Source organism: Alcanivorax sp. IL3, assembly GCF_047495465.1.
Lineage (GTDB): Bacteria > Pseudomonadota > Gammaproteobacteria > Pseudomonadales > Alcanivoracaceae > Alcanivorax > Alcanivorax jadensis.
Map to the genome: position 1 here is coordinate 386,797 of NZ_CP179931.1, position 25,074 is coordinate 411,870.

Below are 25,074 nucleotides of genomic sequence, written 5' to 3' on the forward strand. Positions count from 1 at the left end.
TGCTTCTTATTTAAGAGCCTTGATTGGTGTAAAAAAATATGCATATATTTTTGCATAAGCCGATAAACGCCATCCCGGCTCATTGCTAATCCTGATGGTCGTCGGTTTTTTGTTGTCTTGTTTGTCCGCTGTTACTGAAGCGCCACGGTGGGATTCTTGCAAGGGAAAGGGGGCATGGCATACTTGCCGGGCTTTGCTGCCTGGTGGCAGCACAAGGATTGATATTCAAGAGAGCACATGATGTTGCCTGCAATTGTTCTGCTTCCTCTTCTGGCGGCGCTACTCCCCATGTTCACCCGCCATCTGGGGCGCCGTTGGTGTGCCCTGCTGGTGGCGCTGCCGGTGGTGGCCGCCCTGGGCTTGTTGGCCCAGGCGTCCCTGCCGATCTGGGAAGGGGGGATGCAGCAGTGGTCCATGGCCTGGCTGCCGTCTCTGGGGTTGAATCTGGCCCTGCGCCTGGATGGCCTGGCGTTGCTGTTCTGCGTGTTGATTCTGGGTATCGGGTTGCTGGTGGTGGTGTATGCCCACTATTACCTGCCGGCCAAGGATGACGGTGGTCGCTTCTACACCCTGCTGCTGCTGTTCATGTTCAGCATGCTGGGGGTGGTGACCAGCGATAACCTGTTGTTCCTGGTGTTTTTCTGGGAGCTGACCAGCCTTAGCTCCTTCTTGCTGATCAGCTACAAGCAATACGACAGTGCCGCGCGCAAGGGCGCACGGATGGCGCTGACGGTCACCGGCATGGGCGGCCTGGCGCTGCTGGCCGGGGTGCTGCTGATCGGTCATGTGGTGGGCAGCTTCTCGTTGAGCACGGTGCTGGAGAACGGCGCCCTGGTGCAGCAGCATGCCCTGTACCCGGTGATCCTCTGCCTGGTGTTGCTGGGGGCGTTTACCAAGAGTGCCCAGTTCCCGTTCCATTTCTGGCTGCCCCATGCCATGGCGGCGCCCACGCCGGTGAGTGCCTATCTGCATTCGGCCACCATGGTGAAAGCCGGTATCTTCCTGCTGGCGCGTTTCTATCCAGTGCTGGCGGGGACGGATCTGTGGTTCTATCTGGTCACTACCGCCGGTATGGCCACCCTGTTGTGGGGGGCGGTCTGGGCCTTGTTTCAGCATGATCTGAAAGGGTTGCTGGCGTTTTCCACCATCAGCCACCTGGGTTTGATTACTCTGCTGTTTGGCCTGAATTCGCCGCTGGCGGCGGTGGCCGGGGTGTTCCACATCATCAACCACGCCACCTTCAAGGCGGGCCTGTTCATGGCCGCCGGGATCATCGATCAGCAGACTGGCACCCGTGATATGCGTCGTATCAACGGCCTGTGGAAGTACATGCCCTACACGGCGGTGCTGGCCATGGTGGCGTCGGCGGCCATGGCCGGGGTGCCGTTGCTGAACGGTTTCCTGTCCAAGGAAATGTTCTTTACTGAAACCCTGCAGTCCGACCAGCTGGGTGCCATGAGCTGGTTGTTGCCGCTGGGCGCCACCTTGGGCGGGGTGTTCTCGGTGGCCTACTCGGCGCGCTTTATCCACGATGTGTTCTTCAATGGCGAGCCGGTGAATCTGCCCAAGTTTCCGCCCCAGGAACCGCCCCGCTACATGAAGATTCCGGTGGAAATCCTGGTGGCCCTGTGTGTGGCGGTAGGGGTGTTCCCGGCGATTACCGTGGCGGCACTGCTGGCGGTGGCGGCCACTGCCACCCTGGGCGGTACCCTGCCCGAGTATCACCTGGCGGTGTGGCACGGGCTCAATATTCCGCTGTTGATGAGTGTTATCGCCCTGGTCGGGGGTATCGCAGTGTATGCCTGCCGCCGTCGACTGTTTACCTGGTATGCACGCTTGCCGGAGATTGATGCCAAGCGGGTGTTCGAAGGCCGTATTCAGGCCGTGGTGCGACTGACCGCTGGCGTGACCCGGCGATTGCAGACCGGGTCTCTGCAGGGGTATCTGGCCTGGGTGCTGGCGCTGGTGGCGGCCGTGCTGGTATGGCAGTTGCCCAACCTGACCAGCTTCACCGGCGAGCGCGCCATGCTGCCGGTGGACGGGGTGTCGGTGCTCTGTGCCTTGATGCTGATTGCTGCGGCCTTGCTGACCACGGTGCTGCATCGCCAGCGGATGATGGCGATTATCTGCCTGAGCGTGGTGGGGCTGATTGTGTCGCTGATCTTCGTGCGCTTTTCAGCGCCGGATCTGGCCCTGACCCAGCTTTCTGTTGAAGTGGTCAGCGTGTTGTTGTTGATGCTGGCCATGTACTTTTTGCCGGCGCGGGCCAAGGCCGATTCCAACCCCCTGCGGGTGAGCCGTGATGCGGTGCTGGCGGTGCTGATCGGCACTGGCGTGGCCGTGGTCGCCTTGCTGGTGATGACCACCGACACCGCCACCATCAGCCCATTCTTCCTGGAGAACAGTGTGCCCGGTGGTGGCGGCACCAATGTGGTGAACGTGATCCTGGTGGATTTCCGCGGCTTTGATACCTTTGGCGAGATTACTGTGCTGGGTATTGCGGCTCTGGGCATCTACGCCCTGCTCAGTGATCTGAAACTGGCGTCGGCCAAGTACGATCCCTTCGGCCGACCCTGGGCCCATGACGCTCACCCGCTGGTGCTGGTGACCCTGTCGCGGCCGCTGTTGCCGCTGGCGCTGATGATCGCGGTGTATATTTTCCTGCGCGGCCACAACCTGCCCGGCGGCGGCTTTGTGGCGGGGCTGATTACCTCGGTGGCCTTGCTGCTGCAGTACGTGGCATCCGGGGTGACCTGGGTGCACAAGCGCATTCCCGGCGATTACCACCCGCTGGTGGCGTTGGGTGTGTTGCTGGCCGGCCTGACCGGGGTGGGCAGCTGGGTCTTCGGTGCGCCTTTCCTGACCAGCACCTTTACCCATGTGCACCTGCCACTGATCGGCGACTTCGAGCTGGCCAGTGCCATGCTGTTTGATACCGGCGTGTTCCTCACCGTGGTGGGCGCCACCCTGCTGATACTCGCCAACCTGGGCAAGCTGTCGCTGCTGGATGACAAGAAGGAGACCACCTGATGGAATTGTTAGTGGCGCTGATTATCGGCGTGCTGGTGGCCACCGGCGTATACCTGTGCCTGCGTGCGCGCACCTTTTCGGTGGTGCTGGGGCTGACTCTGCTGGGTTACGGGGTGAATGTGTTCCTGTTCTCCATGGGCGGCCTGAAGATCAACCAGGTGGCAGTAGTGGGCGCCAGTGCCGACCCCACCGACCCGTTGACCCAGGCCCTGGTGCTCACCGCCATCGTGATCGGTTTCGCCATGACCGCCTTCCTGGTGGTGCTGGCCCTGCGTAGCCAGGGGAGCAGCACAGTGACCATGTGGATGGTCAGGACGGGGAGCAACGTTCATGACGCACTGGATTATTGCGCCCATCCTGATTCCGGCCCTGGCCGGCTTGCTGCTGTTGCTGGAGGTCCGCGAGCGGCAACGGCTGCGGCGGGTGACCGGTCTGCTCTCCTGTATCGCCCTGATACCGGTGGCGCTGGTGTTGTGGCAGCAGGCGGCCCAGGGTGACGTGGGCGTTTACCAGCTGGGTAACTGGCAGGCGCCGTTCGGCATCGTGCTGGTGCTGGACAAGCTCAGTGCCCTGATGCTGCTGCTGACCGCCGTGCTGGCGTTGCCGGCGCTGTTGTATGGCTGCGCCGGTGATGATCGCCGGGGGCCCAACTTCCATTCCCTGTTTCAGTTTCAGTTGATGGGCATCAACGGGGCCTTCCTCACCGGTGACCTGTTCAACCTGTTCGTGTTCTTCGAGGTATTGCTGATCGCCTCCTACGGCCTGGCGCTGCATGGCCGCGGCCCGGAGCGGGTCAAAGCCGGCCTGCATTATGTGGTGCTGAACCTGGCCGGCTCGGCCCTGTTCCTGATCGCCCTGGGGCTGATCTACGGCACCACCGGCACCCTCAACATGGCCGATTTCGCGGTCAAGGCCCAGGCCCTGGAGGGTAGCGACCAGATCCTGCTGACGGTGGCGGTGTTGTTGCTGTGGGTGGTGTTCGGCCTGAAGGCGGCCCTGTTCCCGCTGTACTTCTGGCTGCCGGCCACCTATGCCAATGCCACCGCGCCGGTGGCGGCGTTGTTTGCCATCATGACCAAGGTGGGGATCTACGCCATCCTGCGCATGCAGGCACTGGCCTTCAGTGACGGGCCGCTGGCCGGGCTGGGGTCCGACCTGCTCTGGTGGCTGGCGCTGGTGACCCTGGGGCTGGCGGCAATCGGTGCCCTGGCAGCGCAACGGCTGGGCGGGCTGGTGGCCTACCTGGTGGTGATGTCGGTGGGCACGCTGGTGGCGGCGCTGAGTCTGGGAGACCCGGAGACTGTCGGCCCGGCACTCTATTACCTGATTCATTCCACCCTGATCTGTGGCGGCCTGTTCCTGCTCTGTGATCTGCTGCGCCGCTCCCGGGGCGATAGCGATGACCGGCTGGAGTCCGGTCCGCCACTGGCACATGGCAACTGGCTGGGTGCGGCCTTCTTTGCTGCTGCGGTGGCGGTGGTGGGGTTGCCGCCCCTGTCCGGTTTTGTCGGCAAGGTGGCGCTGTTGCAGGCGGTGCCCAGCGCGCCTTACTGGGCGCTGCTGTTGCTGGGGGGCTGGCTGGCCTGATGGGCCTGAGCCGGGCCGGTTCCACGCTGTTCTGGCGGGTGCACGGAGAGGTTGTCGGCAAGACACTCGGTAAACGGCGTGTCTTTGCCATGCTGGCCCTGTTGCTGATGAGCCCGGCGTTGACCCTGGCCGCGGAGCCTCTGCTGCAGCTATGCGCTGGCGTGGCCGATCAGCTGGCGGACCAGACGATTTATATTCGCGCGGTGTTGGGAGGTGCCTCATGAAGCACTTGCTTCCCTATCCCAGTCTGACTCTGGTGCTGTGGCTGACCTGGCTGCTGCTCAATGGCTTCAGTGTGGGCCATGCCCTGTTGGGGCTGATTCTGGCGGTGGTGTTGCCGCTGGGCACCCGGCCCTTCTGGCCACAGGTGCCGCTGGTTCGTGATCGCATGGGCCTGCTGCGTTTCGTGCTGCGGGTGGCCAAGGATATTTTGCTGGCCAACCTGGCGGTGGCCCTGAAGGTGTTGGGGCCGGTGAAGGATCTGCAGCCCGGTTTTGTGGAGGTGCCACTGGACCTGCGCGACAGCTTTGCCATTACCGTGCTTACCAGCACGGTGTCGCTGACCCCGGGGACAGTGTCCGCCGATGTTAGCGAGGACCGCACCCGGTTGCTGGTGCATGCCCTGCACGTGGAAGATCCGCAGGCCCTGGTGGCGGAAATCAAGCAGCGCTACGAAGGGCCGATCAAGGAGATTTTCGAATGCTAGAGAGTGCCATCTCGTTGACGTTTGGCCTGCTTACGGTGGCCTGGGTGTTGAACCTGTATCGGCTGGTGATCGGACCCTCCTTGCCGGATCGGGTGCTGGCCCTGGATACCATGTACATCAACAGCATCGCCCTGATCGTGGTGTACGGCATCCAGGTGGATAGCAAGCTGTACTTCGAGGCCGCCATGCTGATTGCCCTGATCGGCTTTGTAAGCACCGTGGCGGTGGCCAAGTACATTACCCGCGGCGACATCATTGAATAATGCCTGGCACCCGGTGCCAGGCAAGTGGAGCTTTTATGAACGTCTTGATCGAATGGCTGGTGGCAATTTTTGTGGTGGTGGGCGGCATCTTTGCGCTGATCGGCTCCATCGGCCTGGCGCGGTTGCCGGATTTCTACACCCGCCTGCACGGCCCTACCAAGGCCACGACCCTGGGCGTGGGCGGCACCATCATTGCGTCACTGCTGTTTTTTTCCTGGCAGGAGCGCGGGCTGCAACTCCATGAGGTGCTGATCACCCTGTTCCTGTTCATCACCGCCCCGGTGTCTGCGCACATGCTGGCCAAGGCGGCCATGCATCGGGATCTGAAACGGATGAAGGGTACGCGGGGCGAGCCGTGGAAGCAGTAAGGCAGCGGCGAGCTTCTAGCTGCTAGCTTTGAGTCGCGACATGACGGTGGGGAGGCCTTGAGGCTGTACCCGCGTTTCGGGATGTTTTGGAGTTGGGGTGAATCGCGGTGGAGAGTTTGGAAGTGTGGCGCTTGCCGATAACCGCGTCGAAGCTAGTAGCTCGCAGCTTATCTTGTAAGAAATGTAAAAGGTGAAGCCGGCAGGAACTTTCGGAAAAACGCTACGGTCCTAAAGAATAGCTACGGATTGGCACCCCCCGATCCCCCAGTACCCTCGCTGATCCGTAGCATTTTGGACTCCCCAATCTCTCCCCAGAGGTTGGGGCGGCAAGCCTCCCTGGCAGCACAGTCGTTCCCTTCCCCCAAGATTGCTGCCAGGGATTTTTTTTGCCTGCCGATTGGTGCTGGCAGGCCTCAGCAAACCGTAAAATCTTGTCGTTTTGTCTCAGCGTGCTGATTGCCGTCTAAATAACAAGCAATCGCTGTGCCAGATTTTCTATGTGGTCATTAGTGCTTTCTGATCAGCAAGATAGGAATTTTTTCCCACGTGAAGCCAGAGGTTTATGGTGCCCGGAGGTGAGACTGGAGTGCCCTTTAGCGCCAGTTTTGTGACGCACATCGACAGTCGGGCAAAAAAGAAGATGAAGGGCTGGAACTTTTTGCAAAAAACGGCAGTCTCTATAAGTGCGACGGGCCGGCCCCCCCGATCCCCCAGTACCCTCACCGGTCCGTCGTGTTTTGCCCCGGTCCTCTTCCCCCAAAGAGACCGGGGTGGCAAGCCTCCCCGGCAGCAAGTCGTTCCCTTCCCCCAAGAATTGCTGCCGGGGATTTTTTTGTCTGTAGAAAAGTCGATCGCCTGACGCTAACTAAAAGATGGCCTAGTCGCCCGACGTCTCACGGTCGGCGTCTGACCCTATTTCCAGCCATTCCCCCAGTTTTTCCCAGGCGTCGTCGCAGCCGGTACCGTTGGTGGCGGAGAATAATTGCAGTGATAGTGGGGCGGGGTGCCCCTTGAGCTGGCTTTGCACCTTCAGCAGGGTGGATTTGGCGGCACCGAACTTCAGCTTGTCGGCCTTGGTCATCAGGATATGGATGGGCATGTTGGCCTGGGCGGCCCATTCCAGCATCATCAGATCGAAATCCTTGAGCGGATGGCGGATGTCCATCATCAATACCAGCCCCACCAGCACCTGGCGTTCAGCCAGATAGTGGTCCAGGTGCTCCTGCCATTCGTTGCGTTTGCTTTTGGCGACTTTTGCGTAGCCGTAGCCGGGCAGGTCCACCAGCCGGCGCTCGTCGTCCAGGGAAAAGAAGTTGATCAGCTGGGTGCGGCCGGGGGTTTTGGAGGTTCTTGCCAGGGATCTCTGGCCGGTTAGGCGGTTGATGGCACTGGATTTGCCGGCGTTGGAGCGGCCGGCGAAGGCCACTTCCCGGCCCTCGTCAGGCGGGCACTGGTCCAGGCGCTGGGCGCTTTGCAGGAAGCTGGCCTGGTGGAGCAGGATTTCAGCGGGATGTTGTGGCATAACCTTACCCTTCACATGGAATATGACGGCGCGTGCCAGACTGGTATATAATCCCGTCCGCCTGACCCTCCTGGCGGTTGCCAGGGCGGTCGACGTTCTACAAGGGTTTGACGGGAAAGGCAAATCCACACTTCGCCAGCGGTTGACGCCAGCATAGCAGAGGTAGGATATGAAGGGTTTGGTAGCAGGTATTGCATTGATGATGATGGCAGGAGCGGCCAGCGCCGCCACCGTGGAAGAGCGCTATAACAGTAGCTGCACCTTCTGCCATACTTCCGGCGCCGCCGGTGCCCCCAAGGCCCACGATGAGGCCGCCTGGAAGCCGCTGTTGGCCAAAGGCATGGATACCCTGGTGAAGCACGTGAAGGAAGGGTACAACGCCATGCCGCCTAAAGGCATGTGTAACGACTGTAGCGACGACGAATACCGTGCTCTGATTGAGTACATGTCCAAAAGCAAATAAGACGCTGTACGAAAGGATAGGCCATGAAGTTTTTCAAACTGTTCGTGCTGATGGCGGCTGCCGTAGTAGCCAACCCGACTCTGGCTGCAGGTGATGCTGAAGCCGGTGAAGCAAAAGCCGCTACCTGTGCGGCTTGCCACGGCCCCGGCGGTAGCAAGCCGATTGCGGGTAACTATCCGAAGCTGGCGGGTCAGGGTGAAGCCTACCTGGTCAAGCAGCTTCAGGATTACAAGTCCGGTGATCGTGAAAATGCCATTATGGCTGGTCAGGTCGCTAACCTGAGCGAGCAGGATATAGCAGATCTGGGCGCCTATTACGCTTCCCAGGAAGCCGAGGCCGGTCAAGCTGACCCAGACTGGGTCGAGCAAGGCGCCAAGCTGTACCGCGGCGGTGATATGGCCAACGGCCTGCCGTCCTGCTCCGGTTGCCACGGCCCCGCGGGTCAGGGTGTCGATGGCGCCAAATACCCGCACCTGGCTGGCCAGAACGCCCAGTATGTGGAAGAGCAGCTGAAGGCTTTCCGTGCTGCTGGCCGTAATGACCTGGGTGATAACGTGGTCAAGCGTACCAATGATCCTGCCAGCATGATGCAGACTGTTGCTGCCAAGATGAGCGACTCCCAGATCAAGGCGGTAGCCAGCTATATTACTGGTTTGTCCAAATAGAGCTGATTGGTTACGGTTTGTAGAAAAGGCAGCCTGCGGGCTGCCTTTTTCGTTGTTATCATGAAAAGATAAATGGCCCCTCCCTGCGCTGACGGTTTTTTTGCCTGGCCGCGGGAGAAAATAATGATTCCGACGGTCCTACCGTGCGGAGACCAACAATAAGGAGAGGAACCAATGCTTCGCTTTGTGACGGCTTTGCTGATGAGTCTGGGCCTGGCAACCACTGCGGTTGCGGCCGAAGAACATGCCCGTTTTGCTGTGGATACCCACTACAAGATTCTTGATGTACCCGGCAATGTGAGTGACCCCAGCAAGGTGGAAGTGCGGGAGTTCTTCTCCTATGCCTGCCCCCATTGTTACTCTCTTGAGCCTGCGGTAGATACATGGCTGGAATCCAAGCCGGACTTCATCGATTACGTACGCACGCCGGTGCTGTTTCTGCGTAATGCCGAGCCCTTGGCCCGCGCCTACTATGTGGAAGAAACCCTGGGGCTGACAGAGGAAATCCATGCTCCCCTGTTTGATGCCATTCACAAGCACCGTGAGCCGCTGTTCAATGAGCCGGCACTGGCCAACTTCTTCCGTAAATACGGCGTGGAGCCGGACAAGTTCAACCGTCTGTACAGCTCCTTCGGTGTGTCTACCAAGGTCCGTCAGGCAGAAGCGCTGACCAAGGAATACAGAATTCCCGGCGTGCCCAACTTTGTCGTCAACGGCAAGTACCTGGTGTTGCGCGAGAACCTGAAGACCACCGACGAGCTGTTCGAGGTCATCGAGTATCTGGCCAACAAGGAAAAGACGGGCGGTTAATGTAGACCCCTATGCTGCTGGATCGTGCCCGCACCGCCTATCGAGACTGGAAAGCCCGCCCTGCGGGCTTTTCCTTCGCTCGGCAAGGGGTGCGACGCACCCGTCAAACTCGTGAAATCCTCCTTCCTGACACGAGCATCAAGCTGCTCAGCTTCAATATCCAGGCCGGTATCGGTAGCCAGAAGTTTGGCGATTACATCACCGGTAGCTGGAAGCATCTGGTCGCGCACCCGCGTAGCGTAGAAACCATTGAACAGATTGCCGAGGTGCTCAGCCACTTCGATGTGGTGGGTCTGCAGGAGGTGGATGGTGGCAGCCTGCGCTCACGCAACATGAATCAGCTGATGCACCTGGCATCGTTGGGCGACTTTTCCTTCTGGCACCAACAACTCAACCGTAATCTTGGCCGCCTGGGCCAGTTCAGTAATGGCTTTCTCAGCCGTCACCAGCCCTTTGAGGTCAAGGATCACCGGCTACCCGGGCTGCCCGGTCGCGGTGCCATTCTGATCAAGTATGGTCACCCGATACAGCCTCTGGTGGTCGTGGTGGCCCACCTCGCCCTGGGGGAGAAGGTACGCAATACCCAGCTTGCCTACCTGGCCAGGCTGCTTGAAGACTATAAGTATGTGGTGGTGATGGGTGACTTCAATTGCCGCCTGGAGCACCTGGAAGCCTCGCCGCTGGCAAGCCTGGGGCTGCGGACCGTGGAGGCAGACAGCCTCAACACCTATCCGAGCTGGGCCCCGGATCGACATATCGACCACATCCTCCTTTCCCCGGCGCTGCAATGTCGTCACACCCGTGTGCTGGCAGACTGCCTGCTCTCCGACCATCTGCCTCTGGCGACGGAAATTCTGATTCCGGACGAGGTGGTTGCGGCGACGCGGGAGCATCGGTTGCCGCTTATCAGTTAACAATGAACAGTGAATAGTTCGCGATTGAGTTTATGGGTTACTCCAGCCTTTGAGGCCGCGCCACATTATGGGTCGCGGCCTCTTGCGTTGGGGGGGGGGGGGTAGAAAGCGTTGCCCGCTTTTCACTCTTCACTGTTAACTATTGAGTCCCATAACTGGCCCATGGGGAAAAACATGAAGCGAATGCTCTATCTGCTTTGCGTGCTGTTGCCGGGCGCTCTCCTTGCCGATTGCCCCAGGGTGTCTGGCCAGGAAGACGATCGCAGTGCCAATGCGGGCTGCCTGATTCTGAACGAAGACAAAGTGCTGCTGATCACCCACCGCTGGGGTGGCAAGCTGGGGGTGCCCGGCGGCACCCGGCAAGCGGATGAATTGGCACAGTGCACGGCGTATCGGGAAACCCATGAGGAAACCGGGCTGGATGTGACCGTGGGCCGGCGTCTCAAAGTGATGAAAAATGGCTTCCATCTATACGATTGCAAGCTGTCGTGTTCTCCGGGAAAGCTGGATGTGCCCGCTTCTGGTCGCCTGGAAGTGAGGGCGATAGGGTGGTATCGACTGGATGAACTGGACAGGGAGAGCTGGCGTTTCTCATATCAGTTCGAGGACTTTCAGCAATTGCTGCGTGAGCAGGTTGGCTCCAGCGTTGCGTCTTCACGGGGAGGGTGCTGACACTGACAGTGTCGTCACAACAGTAGGGATCCCCTTTTTATGCTGATTGACGATGCGGCTGCGGCCGCCGGATCGGTTTGGTTCACTGGTGACACTCCGCCTGCTCTTCTGTCATGGTGCAGTTGATTTTAATGTCGGGGTGACGACAGGAGGAGGGGGAATGACGGGGTTTTCCACATCGGATCTGGCCTTGCTGTTGTATCAGGCCGCTCAGGATAAAAATCGTTGGCCGGTGTTGGTGGCGGCACTGCAGGAAACAGCCAACCCTTTTGACGACGATGCTATCTACAGGAATCCGGCCGCCAGGCGAGAGTTGCTGGATCAATTGCTGCCTCATATCAGCCAGGCGCTGGACATGGCAGACCGGTTCGAGTCTCAGGCGGTATCACAGAATTTGCTGGATCGGACACTGGAAATGCTGCCGATGGGAGTGGCATTGCTCGATGATGAGTTGAACATCATCATGCTCAACCAGCAGGCCGATCGAACCCTGGCAGAGCATGAAATGCTGGCCAACCATGATGGCCATTTCAAGATCAATAATCGTGAGCAGCATAAACTGCTCCATCATTATATAGAGCGATCTCTCGAGGACGGCAGCAGCCACGCCTTGATGCTGTCACCGGGGAATCCCCGCTCCGTTTCTTTGCTGGTATGCCCTGCGGATCTGGTAAAAGACAGAGACGACAATGATCCCCCCGCCGTGACTCTGTTTTTATCCAATCCGGACTTCCAGTCCTTGATCGACGAGCAAACACTGACCGACCTGTATCGGTTGTCCGCTGCGGAGGCAGAGCTGACTCGTGATCTGATTCATGGTTATGATCTGCGCAGTATTGCCCAGCGCCGTCAGGTCTCGGAGCTGACGGTACGTACCCAGTTGAAATCCATTTTTCGGAAAACAGAAACGGCGCGGCAAGCAGAGTTGGTGTCGTTGGTGCTATCTGGCCTGGCTCCTCTGCGGGGTAGAGAATCTGTCACCGCGAAAGTGGCTGATGACATCGGCGAATCGACGGGGTTACGTTATTGCAAGGGCGCCCACGGGCAGAGGCTGTGTTTTGCGGAGTACGGCGATCCGCAGGGTGTTGCAGTGATGTTCTGTCACAGTGTGCGCGGTTCCCGTCTTGAGGTGCCTGGCGGCGACAGTGTGTTGCGGGACATGCACATCCGGTTAATCATCCCAGAGCGCCCTGGTTATGGTGATTCGGAGGCACTTGACGAACGGACTGTGGATGACCTGGCCGAGGACATGCGGTGCCTGGCCGATCATCTGGAGCTACCGCAATTCCATCTGCTTGGTTACTCGCTGGGTGGCTTCCTGGCCCTGCACTGTGCAGCCCGGTTAGGAGATCGAATCAGCCGTCTGGGGCTGGTTTCCAGCCTGGCGCCACCGGGCAAGGAGGCGGGTAAACCGTTGAAAGGCATGATGCGTCTGGCGGTTGCCCTTGCAGACAAGGCGCCTGGGCTGGCGGAGACCGTGCTGGACCATATGGCGCGCACGATTCTGAAAAACCCTCGCCGCCATTTGGGCTCGTCGGTGGATCGCAAACTGCTCGCCGAACCGGATCACCAGGAGCGTTATTTACTGGCGCTGAGAGAGTCGTGTCGACAGGGCTCCATGGGGTTCGTTCAGGATTTGCAGGCGGTGGCTCGAACGCCGTTACCGGAACCGTCATCACTGGCGTTGCCGGTTTATCTCTGGCATGGCGAACAGGATGGGCAGGTGCCTGCTGATCAGGCCATACAGCTTGACCGCTGGTTGACCAACAGCGAGCTGACGCTGCTGCCGGACGGCGGGCATTTTTTTATCTATTCCCGCTGGCCGCAGATTCTGGCCAACTTTGTGGCTGAGTAAGGCAGTGTTGGGATCGGCTGCCCTCAGGCCTGTTGCGTGATGGCTTGTGGTACCGAACCGGCCAGTGCCTCAATAAACTCTCGCCAGCATTCAATCACCGGGTAGCGACCCTGGTCTTTCAGTACATGAAACCGGGCGCCGGGGATCGCCTGGGCCATCAGCCTGGCTGGTTCCAGCTGCACGCTGCGATCCAGGGCGCCGTGCCAGACCAGGGTAGGAATCGCGATGTCCTCCAGCTCGAACCCCCAGGGCCGCAGCACCCGGAGATAGTCATCTATGATCACTCTGGCGCCCTGAAACCAGCGCTGCCGTAATTGCGGCAGGGTGATTGCCTGCACGGCCGGGTCGTTGATCAGGCTGGCGTCCTTGTCATCCAGCACCCGAGAGAAAAAGGAAAAGAATTTTTCCGGAGAGCGGTTCACGCCACGCAGGGCCAGTTTGCCCAGAGCGATGAAGAGCCGTGGATCGCGGTCGACCATTTTCAGCAGACGATTATGCATTGGGTCCAGTTGCCCGGCCTGCATGTATTGCCAGGGCACGATGCTGCCAATGACTCCGACCCGCTCGAACAGTGACGGGTACCTGGCCGCAGCGGCCAGCGCGTAGGGCCCGCCGAAACAGTAGCCGGCCAGAATGGGGCTTTGCAGGTTCAGCCGTTCGCAGAAATAGCGCAGGTCTACCGCGAAATCGACGAAATTGCCGTTCGGGCAGGGGCTGGAAATGCCGAACCCGGGGCGCACTACCACGAGTACCCGTAATCCCTGGGAGACATACCAGTCATGGTGGGGTTCGTGGCAGGGCATATTTCCGGCCTGGTTTTCCATTACCAACAGGGGTTTGCCTTCCGGGCAGCCGTACTCGAACCAGCTCAGTACCCTGTTATCGGGCAGCACCATGAAGCGCTCCTCGCGCCCGTCATGGGTGCGCAGGGACGGTGTAGCAAGCAGTGCATGGCTCATTGCCCGGCTGACCAGGGCGACTTGGCTACTGATGCCGGTCTTGCCCATGATCGATTTAAGCTGGGTGCGTGCAGTGTGTACGCTGACTGAGAGCAACTCGGCACTCTGACCAAGATTACCCACCTTGCAAAGCAGGTGTAGCAAGCGGGCTTCTGCGGGAGAGATGCCGAACAGGTTGGCCAGCGACTGAACTGATGGCGCAGCGACGCTCCGGTCGGCAAAAACCCAGACCACGGTAGTAATTCGCGACACGTCATCGGGTGCATCCGAGCGGAATACCGGCATGCACAGTAGCACCAGTTTTTCCTGTTCCGAGTGCAGCAGCTGGCTGTCGCGGCCCCGTTGTAGGCGAACAACCTGTTGCAGTTGCTGTTTGAGAGTGGGGTCGCTGAGCATCAGCGCGCCGCCATCGGCCATGCGTAGCGGGCCCGAGGCCATGATGCGATCTGCTGCCGAATTGTGTTTTACCACATGTAGCTGGTCATCCAGCATCAGCATGGGCCAGGGTAGACGGTTGGTCATGTCGTTGAGGAGATGGTTCTGGTCTTCCTGGGAATGCATGTGGTTGCTGCTGCGCACGGCACGATCCAGGTGCTGCAGTAGCGATTCCATGGATTCCAGGTCCTGGTTCTCCTGCTGGCACCAGTCGATCATGGGCTCCAGCAGCTCGCCCCAGTCACCCGGCGAGAGAGCTGTTTCGTAGATGCGTCCTATCAGGGCATCCCATTGTTTTCGTTCGGCATCCATGTGAATTCCCCTGTTCCCTCTATGAGAACTGTATCAAATTTTGGGGAAAAGGTTAGGTAGGCCAAGACACCGTGGAATGATTACGGTGTTGGGAATGGTTCGCTCTCTTTCGACTCAGGGTGAGCCTGATCCGAAGGAGAGCGAACGAAGATAGTTATTGTGCAGAAGCCAGCGATTTCATTAGCCCTGGATAGATGGCATCGGCTGCCTTGATAGCATCCTGGTAAGTGCTTTCATTGGCGTAGTGTGTTTTTAAATAACGAGCCATGTCATCCAGGTTGCGGAATGAGAGGTCTGAAGTGGTGCGGATGTAATCCATGCCCCCGGAGCTGTTGATGGCGGTAGTTCGCCCCACTTCCTTACCGAGTTTTGAGCCGAGGATGCCGCCAATGAAAGGCACATTTTCCAGTGCTTTCTGCCCCGCATAAGCGCCCACGGTGGAACCGATCGCACTACCCATATTCGCGTTGATGGCCTTGTCGACCCATTCCGCGAGAACACCGTCACTGGTCCACGGGTTCATATACTCACCGCTGTTATCCGGTATCAGCAAAGCCGCAGTGACATTGTCCGATTGGCTTTTTCTGGTGGCGGCCATGGCGGGCGGTGGTGTCCGTGAGGTGCTACGAATCATGGAGGCAATCAGATCGCTGGACAGGCCCATCCTGCGCAAGCGTCGGGTTTCTTCATCATCGAAGCTTTTGTAGGGGCCTTGTGTCTCTGTTCTGGCAGCTAGCACTGTCTGGCTGGTCCCTTTTTTGATGGCATCTACCAGGTCAATGACTCGCAGATCTTCAGGCCCGATAAACCACAGGGCGTCTTCCTCTGGGAGCATTGCTGCGTAGCCTGGAAAGAGCGCGACGTTTTCCCGATGCCAGTCTAGCGCGTTGCCACGGGGAGTGTGGCTGGCCAGATTGCCGAGAATGTCACCGGCAAACAGGCTGCGAGGATTGTCGATCAGCCATTGTCGCTGTTCCAGGATGTCTTTCCCGGCCACCTCTTGATCGTATTGATGCTTTTCAGCAGTAACCCATTTCTCCAGCGCTTGCAGGTGGCGACGCATCATATCGTTGGACAGGTCCTCGGAGGCGATGGCCGGGTCTTTTTTCCAACGAAAAGCGCAGAGGGAGAATAAACCGATATATAGCTTCGAATCTTGCCATTGGCCTGGGAGGTGAAAAGGGTTTCGCCTCCGGTTGCCACTGAGAGTTCGCTATCAAACTCTATATCGGAGCTGCTGGGCAGAGTGAACAGGGAACCGATATACATGAGGAAATGGCCCCAGTTCATTTTGATCGTGGAGTTTTCCATGCTGACAGCCAAGTTGGCAGACTGACTGGGTGATGCGTCAGCGGATAGCCCTTGTATCTGCGACTCCATGGAGTTTTCGATAGCAGAGGTTATTTTTGTCCATTCCGGGCTTTTGACCATTTGAGTTTTGCTGGTCACTGTTGCAGGGGCCGCTTGAAAAGCAACGGGCAATGAGACGCTGCCTGTCTCGGGAAGCACTTCTCCCTCTGTCGGCACATAACGATAGGACATGCAGCCGCTAACCAGGAGGATGCTGGTCATGACCAGGGTGAGAGGGTAAACGGATCGAATTGACATAGTGGGTTCCTGAATCAGCGCGCCGAGTTGGCCACGGCGGTTTGCAGGCCCGGATAGATCTTGTCGGCGGCCTTGATTACGTCCACAAAGTTGCTCTTGGTGCTGTGGGTGGTGGCCAGCCATTGCGCCATGTCACTCATGGAGTTGAAGGAAATGTCTGAGCTGCTGCGGATGAAGTCCCAGCCGCCGGACGCTTCCAGGGCGGTGTTGCCGCCCACGGCCTTGCCAGCCTTGGAGCCCAGGAATCCGCCCAACATGCCGCCGAAGGGCACATTTTCCAGTACCTTGTTGGCCGCGTAGGCGCCAGCAACGCCACCGACTGCGGAGCCGGTGGCCTTGCCCATGGAGACGTTGATGGTCTTGTTGACCCATTCGGCGGTGACGCCGTCGCTGGTGTATGGCGAGAGGAATTGGCCGCTGTTGTTCTTGAGCGCCAGGCCATCGATTTTCTGTTGCTGGATGGCGGCCAGCTGTTCGCTGGTTTGCTCGCGGCGCTCCAAGACTACGTCACGGGTGCCGGCAGTGCCCGGAGACATGATGCTTAGTCGTGCGAAGGTGCCTGGCTCTCCACGCATTTGCGCAACCAACTGGTGCAGAGTCTGGCCGGCAGTGGGAGTCATCTCTCCGTTCTTGCCATCGCCGATGGCAACGATTAAATCGCCGCTCTGTAGCAGGCCGCTCTCTTCCGCTGCGCTCAACGGTACCAGGCTTTCCACTTTCAGAAAGTGCTTGTCTTCAGTCTGGTGGATTCGGATCCCGAGCAGACCATCACCGAGAGGTTCATCGCTTGTCGATACGCCCTGGGCTCCCGTCGAGTTCGGGTCGAGAGTAGCCCAAACCTGCTGACCGCCTTTGCCATAATCAATACAGCGCCAGGCACCGACAGTGTGTTCGGCCTGGACCTGAAAGCTTCCCGAAGGGACCACTAGGGAGTGGTACATCAGCTTGCCAGATGACACTTCGGTCTGCAGGCAGGCGGCGGTTTTGTTGTCACGGGCCTGAAAGACCTGCTTTTGATAGGCCTCGGAACCGGTTGACGATGTAACCGGGCCGTTGACGGTGGTCACGGCGGGGCTGCTTGTGCCACCTTGTTGATAACTGGAGGCGCAGGCGGCGAGTAGTGCAGAACCCAGCACGACCGCCCCCAAGCGGATGCAGGTAAAAATACGTTCCATGATGGTGTCTCCTGATAATACCTGTCCCTGCGGGCGGTCGTTCCCGTGGCGTCCGCGGACAGTAAAGGGTTAGCGGTAAAGCACGTTATCCTGGGTGGCCTTGCTCATTTCAAAGCCGTCGCCCCACACCAAGGTGCCCAGCTCCATGTCTACCATTTCGAAAGAAATGTAGTGGTAGCGCTGGCGCATCTGGCTTTGCCGATCAATGGCGTCCTGGGAGGTGATGGTGGCGAACATCTGGTAGTCGACCCCGGCGGTGGCCTGGGTCTTGCGGATGGTGCCACCATCCACCAGGCCTTCGCGTTTGATTTCGCGCTCTTTCTGAATTGCCGCCAGGTTCTGGCGATTCACGAACACCATGCGGCCGTTGGCGGCACGGGTGAGCTCGATTTGCAGCCGTTTGGCAAGCATGTTGAGGTTGATCACCGAGGTGCTTTCGTTCTTGAAACCTTCCATATCAATCAATACCCGGGGCGGGGTAGGGCGGTTGGAGACCATGGGATTGGATAGCAGGCTGCGCATCATTTTGTCGGTCATGGCGACCACGTCCTGGGATTCGATACCGACCCCCTGAACCCGCCCGGCACTGCCTACGTCCTGGTATACGGAAGGCTGTCCGGCGGCGTTATCGACCCGCGACGGCGCACAGGCGCTGACCAGCACAGCGGCACCGAGGATGGCGATGGGTTTGAAAGCGTTCATGGTGTTCCCCTCATGGAATTCGTGGATAAATAAGGTGCTTACTGGCTCATCTGGGCCATGGTATGCAGAGCAATTTCCTTGCCGGTGGCGCTCATGGGCTGCGGGCGATCGCGCTTTTCGAAGCCGCTTTCAGCCACCACCCAGGCATGTTGGTCTTCACTGCCTGGCGGTTTGCCATCGGTGTTGAAAACCGCGAGCACGCTGGCATCTTTCACGGACAGCACGCGCACCTGGTAGAGGCCATCGCGGTCAAATTCGCTGCCTACCACCAGTTCCAGTACATAATCCGCTTGCTGGGACAGAGCGCGCATCTGCAGGCGCAACTGATCCGGCGAGGCGCGTTCGAAGGTGCCGTCTTCCAGGGCGTTATCGGTGATGCGCTGGGCCATGGCTTGATCAATGACGGTGGCGCCGCCTTGCTTGAAGGCGCTGATAAGCCCGCCCTGCAAACCCATGGCAATGGCGTTGCGATCGCTGGTACGTAGCCCGCCGCGGCTTTCCTGTTCCATCGTCAGGGTAGCGCGGCCTTTTTCTTCGCGGGCCTCCTTGCCGGTGACGCTGAGCTCGCCCTTGGCATTGAGACTGCCGCGGTAGTGGCTGTACCAGTCGCTGACGCGGCTGGGGAATTCACGATTCCAGAACACCGCAATACGTGGTTTTCCCTGGTCGGGAAAGGCCTGACGAAAACGGCTGATGATGTCCTGCTCGGGCGGGCGCTGAGATTGATCACGCAGGCTTTCCGCGTAGGCTTCCTCGCTCATGGGAACCTGGGCCGGTGCCATCATTTCGGTAGCAGGATGGTCCTGTTGAGAAAGAGCCTGGCTGCTGAGAAGCCAGGTAAAAGGGAGTACGAGAAGGGTCGACGTTTTCATTTTGCCTGCCTCACTTCCACCCGGTATTTCAGTTTCGCGGTGGTGGTGGATTTTTCCAGATAGACACTGGTGGAGTTGGCGGGAACCACCACACGCTGCCAGCGGGGAGCCACATCGGTAGGGATTTCGGATTGATCGAAGAATTGGGTGCGGGCTTCGAGGATGCTGTTGTAGTCGGTGTGGTTGCGCAGTACGACGAAGACTTCGGAGGTATTGGCCGGGGTGCGGCGAATGCCATGCTTGTCGGTGGTAATACGGAAGACCTTGTCAGGGCCGGGAATGCCACCACTGAAGTTACGGTTCAGATCGTAATCAGTAAAAGTGACGCTATTGTAGGTAGTGAGTGCCGTACGCTGTTCCAGTTCCAGCTTGCTGCTTGACTGGCAACCGGCAAGCAGGGAGCAAGCCAACAAGCTGGCGGCAATGGCGAATTTCGCGTGCATGGTGTTCTCCATAACGTGGGTTAACGGGCACTGGCGAAAATGACGCCGTTGCCATTCTTGTCGAAGAAAATGCGGGCAGGTTTACTACCCGGGGGCTGGGTGATGCCGGCCTTGTTTGTAAAGGTGACACTGGCGTTTTGGGTGTCCGGGGAAAGCCGGGCGCTGCCCAGATGCAGGGTGTCGGGCAGGCTGCGCCAGTAGCGAGTGTCAGCCCGTGTCTTGGCGCGAGCAGACATGCCCTGGGCGGCGACACCAATGGCGGTGATGGTGTTGAAGCCCGCGGCAAGGCCGCCACCGGCACCGGCGGCGATGCCGGTGATCAGGCTGTTGTCGCTGAGGCTGGTCATGGCGTCGCCCACGTTGCCGGTGGTCTGCTTGAACTGCACCTTGCCTTCGATGATGCGATCCACCGCCCGGCCGCCCCGGGTGGAAGCCTGGAAAAACACATCTTCCGCCGGGTAGAGGGTCTGATTGAGGCCATCACCGGCAATCTTTGCGCGGTTCTCGGTAAAGCCCTTGCCGCGACGGTAGACCAGCTCATAGTGACCGACGCCGTCGGCCAGTTTGCGTGGTGAGGTGCCGGTTTCGGCCACGATCAGGGTGTTGTCGCTGTCATCGGGGACCGGGCCGTCGGGGCGGAACTGACGGTATTCCTCGAAATGCTCGCCGGCGAGACGCTCGTTGCCATCCAGTCGCGCCGCCCAGCCGGCCAGATAGACCAGTGAGGCAAAGTCGGTGGTGTGCTGCTCTTCTTCGGCAAAAGCATCCTGCAGCAGGCCATTGAGAAAGGTGGCGCGGGCATTACCGTAATCGCCATCAATCAGGTAAATCAGGCCGCGATAGTAATAGACCATGGAGCGTTCATAGGGCTCGCCCTTGAATTCCTTTTCGCCTTCCTCGTACCAGAGACTGCGTGCCTTTCGCGCGGCATCGTTGTCCGCATAGACGCTTTCGATGTTGGCGATGGCCTCATCCAGGGTGCGGCGGGCGGTATCCAGATCCCCGGTCTTGAACGCGGTGGCGCCGATTTCCATCAGGTTCAGCACTTCGTTGCGGCGCCCTTCCTGGAACAGCTTGCGCCAGGCGGGCTGCAGGGCTGCAGGCTGGCTAGCTACGTATTCCTGCTTGGCTGGGTCCAGCGGCGTCACCGCATATTGCTTGGGCCCGGTGGCGCAGGCGCTCAGCAGGCCGGCTCCGATCAGTGATAGCAGGAATTTTTTGCAAGCATAAAGGGGGCGTTCCCCTGAAACAGCAGGCGTAAACGTGTTAGCCATCAACTTCCCCGTTGGATGGATGCTTTTTGGTGTCGTGCGGGGCGTCCCCTGACCCTCACCCGCGCGAAGTCGTTAGCTACAAGTATTGAGCAGGCGCAGAGAGGCGCGCATCCCCCATATGGGGGATATTAGTAAATGAAGCTGTCGGAGTTCAGTAAATTGCAGTCAGATGGCGAGCATTAAGCTTATGCCTCAGTAGGCTTTTTGTAGCGATGCTAAATGAATTGTGTTTCCTGCCACAAAAAAATTGAGACAAATATCGCATTTTGCTAGCTTCGCACCTTGGAATATCAAAACCAACTCAGGGAAGGGACATATATGAAGGGAATTTTTGCCCTCACCCCCCTCGTTGCTGCGCTATTGATCGCCGGTTGTGGCGGCGGAGGCAGTAGTGGCGGGGGAGGCTCCTCAAGCAATGACGGCGGGCCATCAGGCACGGCTCTTAAGGGCTCTGCGGTGAAAGGCCCATTGGCCAACGCGGCGGTCTCTCTGTATGCCGCTGATCCGAATCAGCCTGATGGTCTTGGCGAACTGCTGGATAGAGGCGATACCAATGGTAGCGCCGCGTTCTCAGGGGTTTCGGTGCCCGATGGCACTACAGGCACCGTGATCGTTGAAGTTGTAGCAGATGCGGACACCATTGATTTGACCACAGGCCAGGCGCCGGTCATCAGCCGATTGCTGTCCGTCTCTACTGCGGAAGACATTGCAAACGGTGGAACGAATTATCCTACCCCCCTTAGTACGCTGGCTTTGCAGTTAGCTCTGAAAAATGCAGACAGCCCCGACGGAGGCTTTGCCGGTAATGATGACGGCAATGTTTCCCAGGATGAGTGGCTTCAGGCTCTGGGGATTGCTCAGGAAAAAGTGAAGAGCGCTCTAGGGTTTGACCTGCTTGGTGATGATGTCGATCTGTTTTCCAGTCCTCCTCTAATCACTTCTGCCGACGATGACCAGGCCAAAGTGGTTCAGCTGCGTACGGCTGTGGAGGCTGTATCTGCATTGGCGGCAGAGCTTGCCAAAAAGGCGAAAGAGGCAAATGCCGCCAGTGAAGAGTCTGCTGACAGCATGTTCTCTGCGCTGCTGCAGGATTTCTCTGATGGAACGATTGATGGCCAGTCAGATGGGCAGGCCCTGAATGCCTTCAGTGACATCCCTAACCTGGCGACAGAAGTCACTCAGGACCCGTCAATGCTGGTTATTCCCGGCACAGATGGCGTCACGGTTGGTCAGGCCAACACGGTCGTGGCCGATGAAACGGCGGATACGGGGCAGGCTGAAGTGGATACCAGCACAGCCTCAGCTACACCTGCCGATCCCGCCCCAGCGAAGGTCGAGAGTGACCTTGACGGCGATGCTGACCCGGACAGTACCGATCCTGATATCGATGGCGATGGTGTCCTGAACGCCGACGATCCTGCACCTGGCAACCCTGATCGTGATGACGATGGTGTTGTCGATGGTGACGATGCCTTCCCCGATGATCCTGAAGAAACCGCTGATTCTGACGGCGATGGCGTGGGCGACAATGCGGATGCCTTCCCGGAGGATGGGAGCGAGACCGTGGACTCCGATGGTGATGGTGTCGGCGATAACGCTGATGTGTTCCCGAATGATCCGGAAGAAACCGCTGATTCTGACGGCGATGGCGTGGGCGATAATGCGGATGCCTTCCCGGAGGATGGGAACGAGACCGTGGATTCCGATGGCGATGGTGTCGGCGATAACGCTGATGTGTTCCCGAGCGATCCAGAAGAAACCGCTGATTCTGATGGCGATGGCGTGGGTGATAATGCGGATGCCTTCCCGGAAGACGAGACCGAGACCGTGGACTCCGATGGCGATGGTGTTGGCGATAACACTGATGCGTTCCCGAACGACTCAGGAGAAACGGCAGATACGGATGGTGATGGTGTGGGGGATAATACTGATCCCTTCCCGGAGAACCCCGAAGAAAGCGCCGACTCTGACGGCGACGGGGTCGGCGATAATTCAGATGCTTTCCCTGATGATGCTACCGAAAGTGAAGATGCCGATGGTGACGGCTTTGGTGACAACGTAGCTGATCCAGATCCCACTGATCCTTGTGTGCCCAGCACCACTGTTACTGCCTGCACTGGCACTACTGTCCAGGCAGTATGGGGTGAAACCAAATGGAACGAAGCGAACTGGCAGTAAGCCGGTTCGCCAACTAATTACGGAAGAAGGAACAACACAATGAAAACATTTATGATGACTGCTCTGGCTGCTGCAATGGCAAGTTCCGTGGCTGTGGCGGAAGTATCCGTGCCAAATACTTTTACGCAAGGTGAGAATGCGGTTGCGGAAGAGGTCAATGCTAACTTTGGTGCATTGGTGGCCTCTATAGAGGAAAGCAACAGCCGTATTGCCGTTCTTGAAGAGCAGCTTGAGAGCTCTAAATCTTTAGATGTTGCTGGCTCAGGCTATGTGCTTCAGCGGTCTTCAGCTTCATTGGTGACAAAGGATGCAGAGCAAAACGGGACAGGTGATTTTGCAGGTTGGGCAGTAGAGTTGGTCAATGAAAGATTTTTTCTGACGTTTAATGAAGACGCAGATAATACAGTTTCTTTGGTTTTCGATATTGAACAGGAAGGTAGGCTGGAGAATTACATTAACGGCCTGTCGTTAGAAACAGAAGAGGACGATCAGTCTGAAACGGAAACCCTTTATTGGACACAGGAAGGTAATTCCCTTCATCTTTCGGAGTCATTGGGCGGTGATCCGGTGATTGAATTTATTGTAGCAGAGGGAGGGAGTATAATTTATTCCTCTTTCACTGAAGTGAGAAATGAAAAGCAGGAATTTGATGATAGCTGCGGTGAATTGCACAACGAAATTTGCTATAAAGAATATTTTGATAGTGGGTCGTTGCTAGGAATTCGTCAGAGTGTTGCGCAACAGTAACTTCTGCTAATGAAATAAATGCAGAGCCGAGTGTGCTAACTTGGGCGCTCGGCTTTATTGTCCTCAATACCGCGTTTCCGCCATTCCTGAAAACTGCTTGGCCAAATAGGTCGCGTAGTTGTCAGTCATGCCGGCAAGAAAATCCAGTGCCCGCATGATGCACTGATAAATCCTTTCCTGTTCCGGCAGTGTCGCCAGATTCTCCGGAAAACTGTGGCGGCCGATCAGGTCGATGATACGTTCATGGCGATAGTTCCGGGCGCTATCACAGGCATGAGACACCGCCGCTTCAATCAGGCCGTCCAGTAGCGCGCCCATCACTTCGAAGGCGCCGATTTCCAATTCGATTTTTCGTGGATGCTCGAACACTTTCGAGCGTGCCAGTTGCTTGGCGTTTTCCACAACATCGCGCACCGCCGGTTCGCAATGGCTGATCAGGTCCCCTTCCATGCTGCCGCCCAGCAGGTTGTCGTGATTGGCGACAAAGGCTTCCACGCCGGCTTCAATAAAACGCTCGATGATCTTGCCCCGTAACAAGGCAGCCTTGCGACCGTCACGCAGGTCGGAATGGATCAGGTCACGCACTTCGGGCGTGTCCGGCAGGGCCGGTTGCAGCAAGGCATAGACCTCATCCCAGTGCAGCAGATCCATCTCCAGGCCGTCTTCCAGATCGATGATCGCGTAGCAAAAGTCATCAGCGGCCTCCATCAGATAGGCCAGCGGGTGGCGGCAGAAGCGGCCGGGGGATATCTCCAGCAGGCCCGTCGCTGCAGCCACTTCGCGGAACGCATCGGTTTCCGAGACAAAGGCGCTGTACTTGCCCGGCTTGCTGCTGGCGGCGCCGGCATCGGCGGACAGCCAGGGGTATTTCAGGAAGGTGGCCAGGGTGGCGTAGGTGAGACGCATGCCGCCATCGTACTGGTGGTATTCGCTCTTGGTGATAATGCGAAAGCCCTGGGCGTTGCCTTCGAAAAAGGTCAGGTCGCTTTGTTGTTGCGGGGCCAGCATATCGAGAAAGCGCTGCCCCCTTTCCTGGAACCAGGCGCGGATGGCTCGCTCGCCGGTGTGCCCGAACGGCGGGTTGCCGATATCGTGAGCCAGACAGGCGGACTGGACGATATCGCCAAAGTCGGTGGCGCTGACCGTGTCCGGCAGCCGGTTCTGCTGTTGCAGTCGCTCCCCCACGCGGATACCCAGGGTGCGCCCCACGCAGGACACTTCCAGAGAGTGGGTCAGCCGGTTGTGGACATGATCGTTGGTGGCCAGCGGGTGTACCTGGGTTTTGCGTGCCAGCCGCCGGAAGGCCCCAGAGAAGATGATCTTGTCGTGGTCGCGCAGGAAGGCGGTACGGCCGCTTTCGTCCTTGGCGCTGCGACCGCCCAATCGGGCCTTATTGAGTAACTGGTGCCAATCCATACAAAAAAATCCGCCTGCGGGCTTGATGAAAAACGCCGTCGCACCCAACGTGAGAAGAACCAATCACAGCATGTTGCCATGGGCCGTGCTGGGATGAA

General features: G+C 58.5%; 22 protein-coding genes and 2 pseudogenes. 14 read left to right on the plus strand and 10 right to left on the minus strand.

Annotated elements, in window-relative coordinates; all coding sequences use genetic code 11:
* Window positions 1-237 precede the first annotated feature (237 nt).
* From ACMG4M_RS01860 to ACMG4M_RS01885, 6 genes and pseudogenes are all read left to right on the plus strand, one after another.
* On the plus strand, window positions 238-3,030 hold the full coding sequence (locus tag ACMG4M_RS01860; RefSeq protein ID WP_414430633.1) for a monovalent cation/H+ antiporter subunit A: 2,793 nt from the start codon (window positions 238-240) through the stop codon (window positions 3,028-3,030).
* A pseudogene (locus tag ACMG4M_RS01865) lies at window positions 3,030-3,364 on the plus strand (Na+/H+ antiporter subunit C). Before ACMG4M_RS01860 ends, ACMG4M_RS01865 begins: the two are co-directional and overlap by 1 nt.
* Window positions 3,361-4,841: pseudogene (locus tag ACMG4M_RS01870) on the plus strand (monovalent cation/H+ antiporter subunit D). Before ACMG4M_RS01865 ends, ACMG4M_RS01870 begins: the two co-directional pseudogenes overlap by 4 nt.
* The gene (locus ACMG4M_RS01875; protein ID WP_414430634.1) at window positions 4,838-5,323 is read left to right on the plus strand and encodes a Na+/H+ antiporter subunit E; all 486 of its coding nucleotides are present in this window, start codon (window positions 4,838-4,840) and stop codon (window positions 5,321-5,323) included. The pseudogene ACMG4M_RS01870 and the gene ACMG4M_RS01875 overlap by 4 nt, the downstream one beginning before the upstream one ends.
* Window positions 5,317-5,586, plus strand: coding sequence for a K+/H+ antiporter subunit F (locus ACMG4M_RS01880; RefSeq protein ID WP_035245990.1), 270 nt, complete (start codon window positions 5,317-5,319; stop codon window positions 5,584-5,586). The genes ACMG4M_RS01875 and ACMG4M_RS01880 overlap by 7 nt, the downstream gene beginning before the upstream one ends.
* Window positions 5,587-5,621: 35 nt before the next feature.
* Window positions 5,622-5,954: a Na+/H+ antiporter subunit G gene (locus ACMG4M_RS01885; RefSeq protein ID WP_297765455.1), complete on the plus strand. Its 333-nt coding sequence runs from the start codon at window positions 5,622-5,624 to the stop codon at window positions 5,952-5,954.
* 877 nt (window positions 5,955-6,831) lie between these two features.
* Here ACMG4M_RS01885 and yihA read toward each other — a convergent pair.
* Entirely contained in the window at window positions 6,832-7,476 is a 645-nt protein-coding gene (gene yihA / locus ACMG4M_RS01890) for a ribosome biogenesis GTP-binding protein YihA/YsxC (protein ID WP_297765457.1), read from the minus strand.
* 169 nt (window positions 7,477-7,645) lie between these two features.
* Between yihA and ACMG4M_RS01895 the strand changes: the two genes are divergently transcribed.
* The 6 genes from ACMG4M_RS01895 (at window position 7,646) to ACMG4M_RS01920 (ending at window position 12,855) form a co-directional block, all read left to right on the plus strand.
* Complete coding sequence (locus ACMG4M_RS01895) at window positions 7,646-7,939, plus strand: c-type cytochrome (protein WP_297765459.1); 294 nt, start codon at window positions 7,646-7,648, stop codon at window positions 7,937-7,939.
* Between the two features lie 23 nt (window positions 7,940-7,962).
* Window positions 7,963-8,604: a c-type cytochrome gene (locus tag ACMG4M_RS01900; protein WP_272974704.1), complete on the plus strand. Its 642-nt coding sequence runs from the start codon at window positions 7,963-7,965 to the stop codon at window positions 8,602-8,604.
* 174 nt (window positions 8,605-8,778) lie between these two features.
* A complete protein-coding gene (locus ACMG4M_RS01905) occupies window positions 8,779-9,414 on the plus strand; it encodes a thiol:disulfide interchange protein DsbA/DsbL (RefSeq protein WP_414430635.1) in 636 nt (211 codons plus the stop codon).
* Between the two features lie 11 nt (window positions 9,415-9,425).
* On the plus strand, window positions 9,426-10,328 hold the full coding sequence (locus tag ACMG4M_RS01910) for an endonuclease/exonuclease/phosphatase family protein (protein WP_272962505.1): 903 nt from the start codon (window positions 9,426-9,428) through the stop codon (window positions 10,326-10,328).
* A gap of 174 nt (window positions 10,329-10,502) precedes the next feature.
* Window positions 10,503-11,000, plus strand: coding sequence for an NUDIX hydrolase (locus ACMG4M_RS01915; RefSeq protein ID WP_272962506.1), 498 nt, complete (start codon window positions 10,503-10,505; stop codon window positions 10,998-11,000).
* 160 nt (window positions 11,001-11,160) lie between these two features.
* Window positions 11,161-12,855 carry an alpha/beta fold hydrolase gene (locus ACMG4M_RS01920; RefSeq protein ID WP_272962507.1) on the plus strand — a complete coding sequence of 565 codons (1,695 nt, stop codon included), beginning with the start codon at window positions 11,161-11,163 and terminating at the stop codon, window positions 12,853-12,855.
* Window positions 12,856-12,878: 23 nt separating this feature from the next.
* On the opposite strand, the gene ACMG4M_RS01925 is transcribed toward ACMG4M_RS01920, so the two are convergent.
* The 8 genes from ACMG4M_RS01925 to ACMG4M_RS01960 form a co-directional block, all read right to left on the minus strand.
* A complete protein-coding gene (locus ACMG4M_RS01925) occupies window positions 12,879-14,561 on the minus strand; it encodes an alpha/beta fold hydrolase (RefSeq protein ID WP_414430636.1) in 1,683 nt (560 codons plus the stop codon).
* Between the two features lie 154 nt (window positions 14,562-14,715).
* Entirely contained in the window at window positions 14,716-15,627 is a 912-nt protein-coding gene (locus ACMG4M_RS01930) for a hypothetical protein (RefSeq protein WP_414430637.1), read from the minus strand.
* A complete protein-coding gene (locus ACMG4M_RS01935; RefSeq protein WP_414430638.1) occupies window positions 15,624-16,169 on the minus strand; it encodes a hypothetical protein in 546 nt (181 codons plus the stop codon). The genes ACMG4M_RS01930 and ACMG4M_RS01935 overlap by 4 nt, the downstream gene beginning before the upstream one ends.
* A 14-nt stretch (window positions 16,170-16,183) precedes the next feature.
* Window positions 16,184-17,344: a S41 family peptidase gene (locus ACMG4M_RS01940; protein ID WP_035246001.1), complete on the minus strand. Its 1,161-nt coding sequence runs from the start codon at window positions 17,342-17,344 to the stop codon at window positions 16,184-16,186.
* A gap of 69 nt (window positions 17,345-17,413) precedes the next feature.
* A complete protein-coding gene (locus tag ACMG4M_RS01945) occupies window positions 17,414-18,046 on the minus strand; it encodes a CsgG/HfaB family protein (protein WP_035246002.1) in 633 nt (210 codons plus the stop codon).
* 38 nt (window positions 18,047-18,084) lie between these two features.
* Complete coding sequence (locus ACMG4M_RS01950; protein WP_156964845.1) at window positions 18,085-18,918, minus strand: hypothetical protein; 834 nt, start codon at window positions 18,916-18,918, stop codon at window positions 18,085-18,087.
* The gene (locus ACMG4M_RS01955; RefSeq protein ID WP_414430639.1) at window positions 18,915-19,361 is read right to left on the minus strand and encodes a hypothetical protein; all 447 of its coding nucleotides are present in this window, start codon (window positions 19,359-19,361) and stop codon (window positions 18,915-18,917) included. The genes ACMG4M_RS01950 and ACMG4M_RS01955 overlap by 4 nt, the downstream gene beginning before the upstream one ends.
* Window positions 19,362-19,381: 20 nt before the next feature.
* Window positions 19,382-20,635 (minus strand): hypothetical protein, encoded by a 1,254-nt coding sequence (locus tag ACMG4M_RS01960; RefSeq protein WP_414430640.1) that lies wholly within the window; start codon window positions 20,633-20,635, stop codon window positions 19,382-19,384.
* Window positions 20,636-20,953: 318 nt separating this feature from the next.
* Here ACMG4M_RS01960 and ACMG4M_RS01965 point away from each other — a divergent pair, with 318 nt between their 5' ends.
* Together ACMG4M_RS01965 and ACMG4M_RS01970 are read left to right on the plus strand one after the other, a co-directional pair.
* Window positions 20,954-22,813 (plus strand): hypothetical protein, encoded by a 1,860-nt coding sequence (locus ACMG4M_RS01965; RefSeq protein WP_414430641.1) that lies wholly within the window; start codon window positions 20,954-20,956, stop codon window positions 22,811-22,813.
* Between the two features lie 39 nt (window positions 22,814-22,852).
* Window positions 22,853-23,560, plus strand: a complete 708-nt coding sequence (locus ACMG4M_RS01970) for a hypothetical protein (RefSeq protein WP_414430642.1) — start codon at window positions 22,853-22,855, stop codon at window positions 23,558-23,560.
* Window positions 23,561-23,623: 63 nt separating this feature from the next.
* On the opposite strand, the gene ACMG4M_RS01975 is transcribed toward ACMG4M_RS01970, so the two are convergent.
* The gene (locus ACMG4M_RS01975; protein WP_414430643.1) at window positions 23,624-24,976 is read right to left on the minus strand and encodes a deoxyguanosinetriphosphate triphosphohydrolase; all 1,353 of its coding nucleotides are present in this window, start codon (window positions 24,974-24,976) and stop codon (window positions 23,624-23,626) included.
* Window positions 24,977-25,074 lie beyond the last annotated feature (98 nt).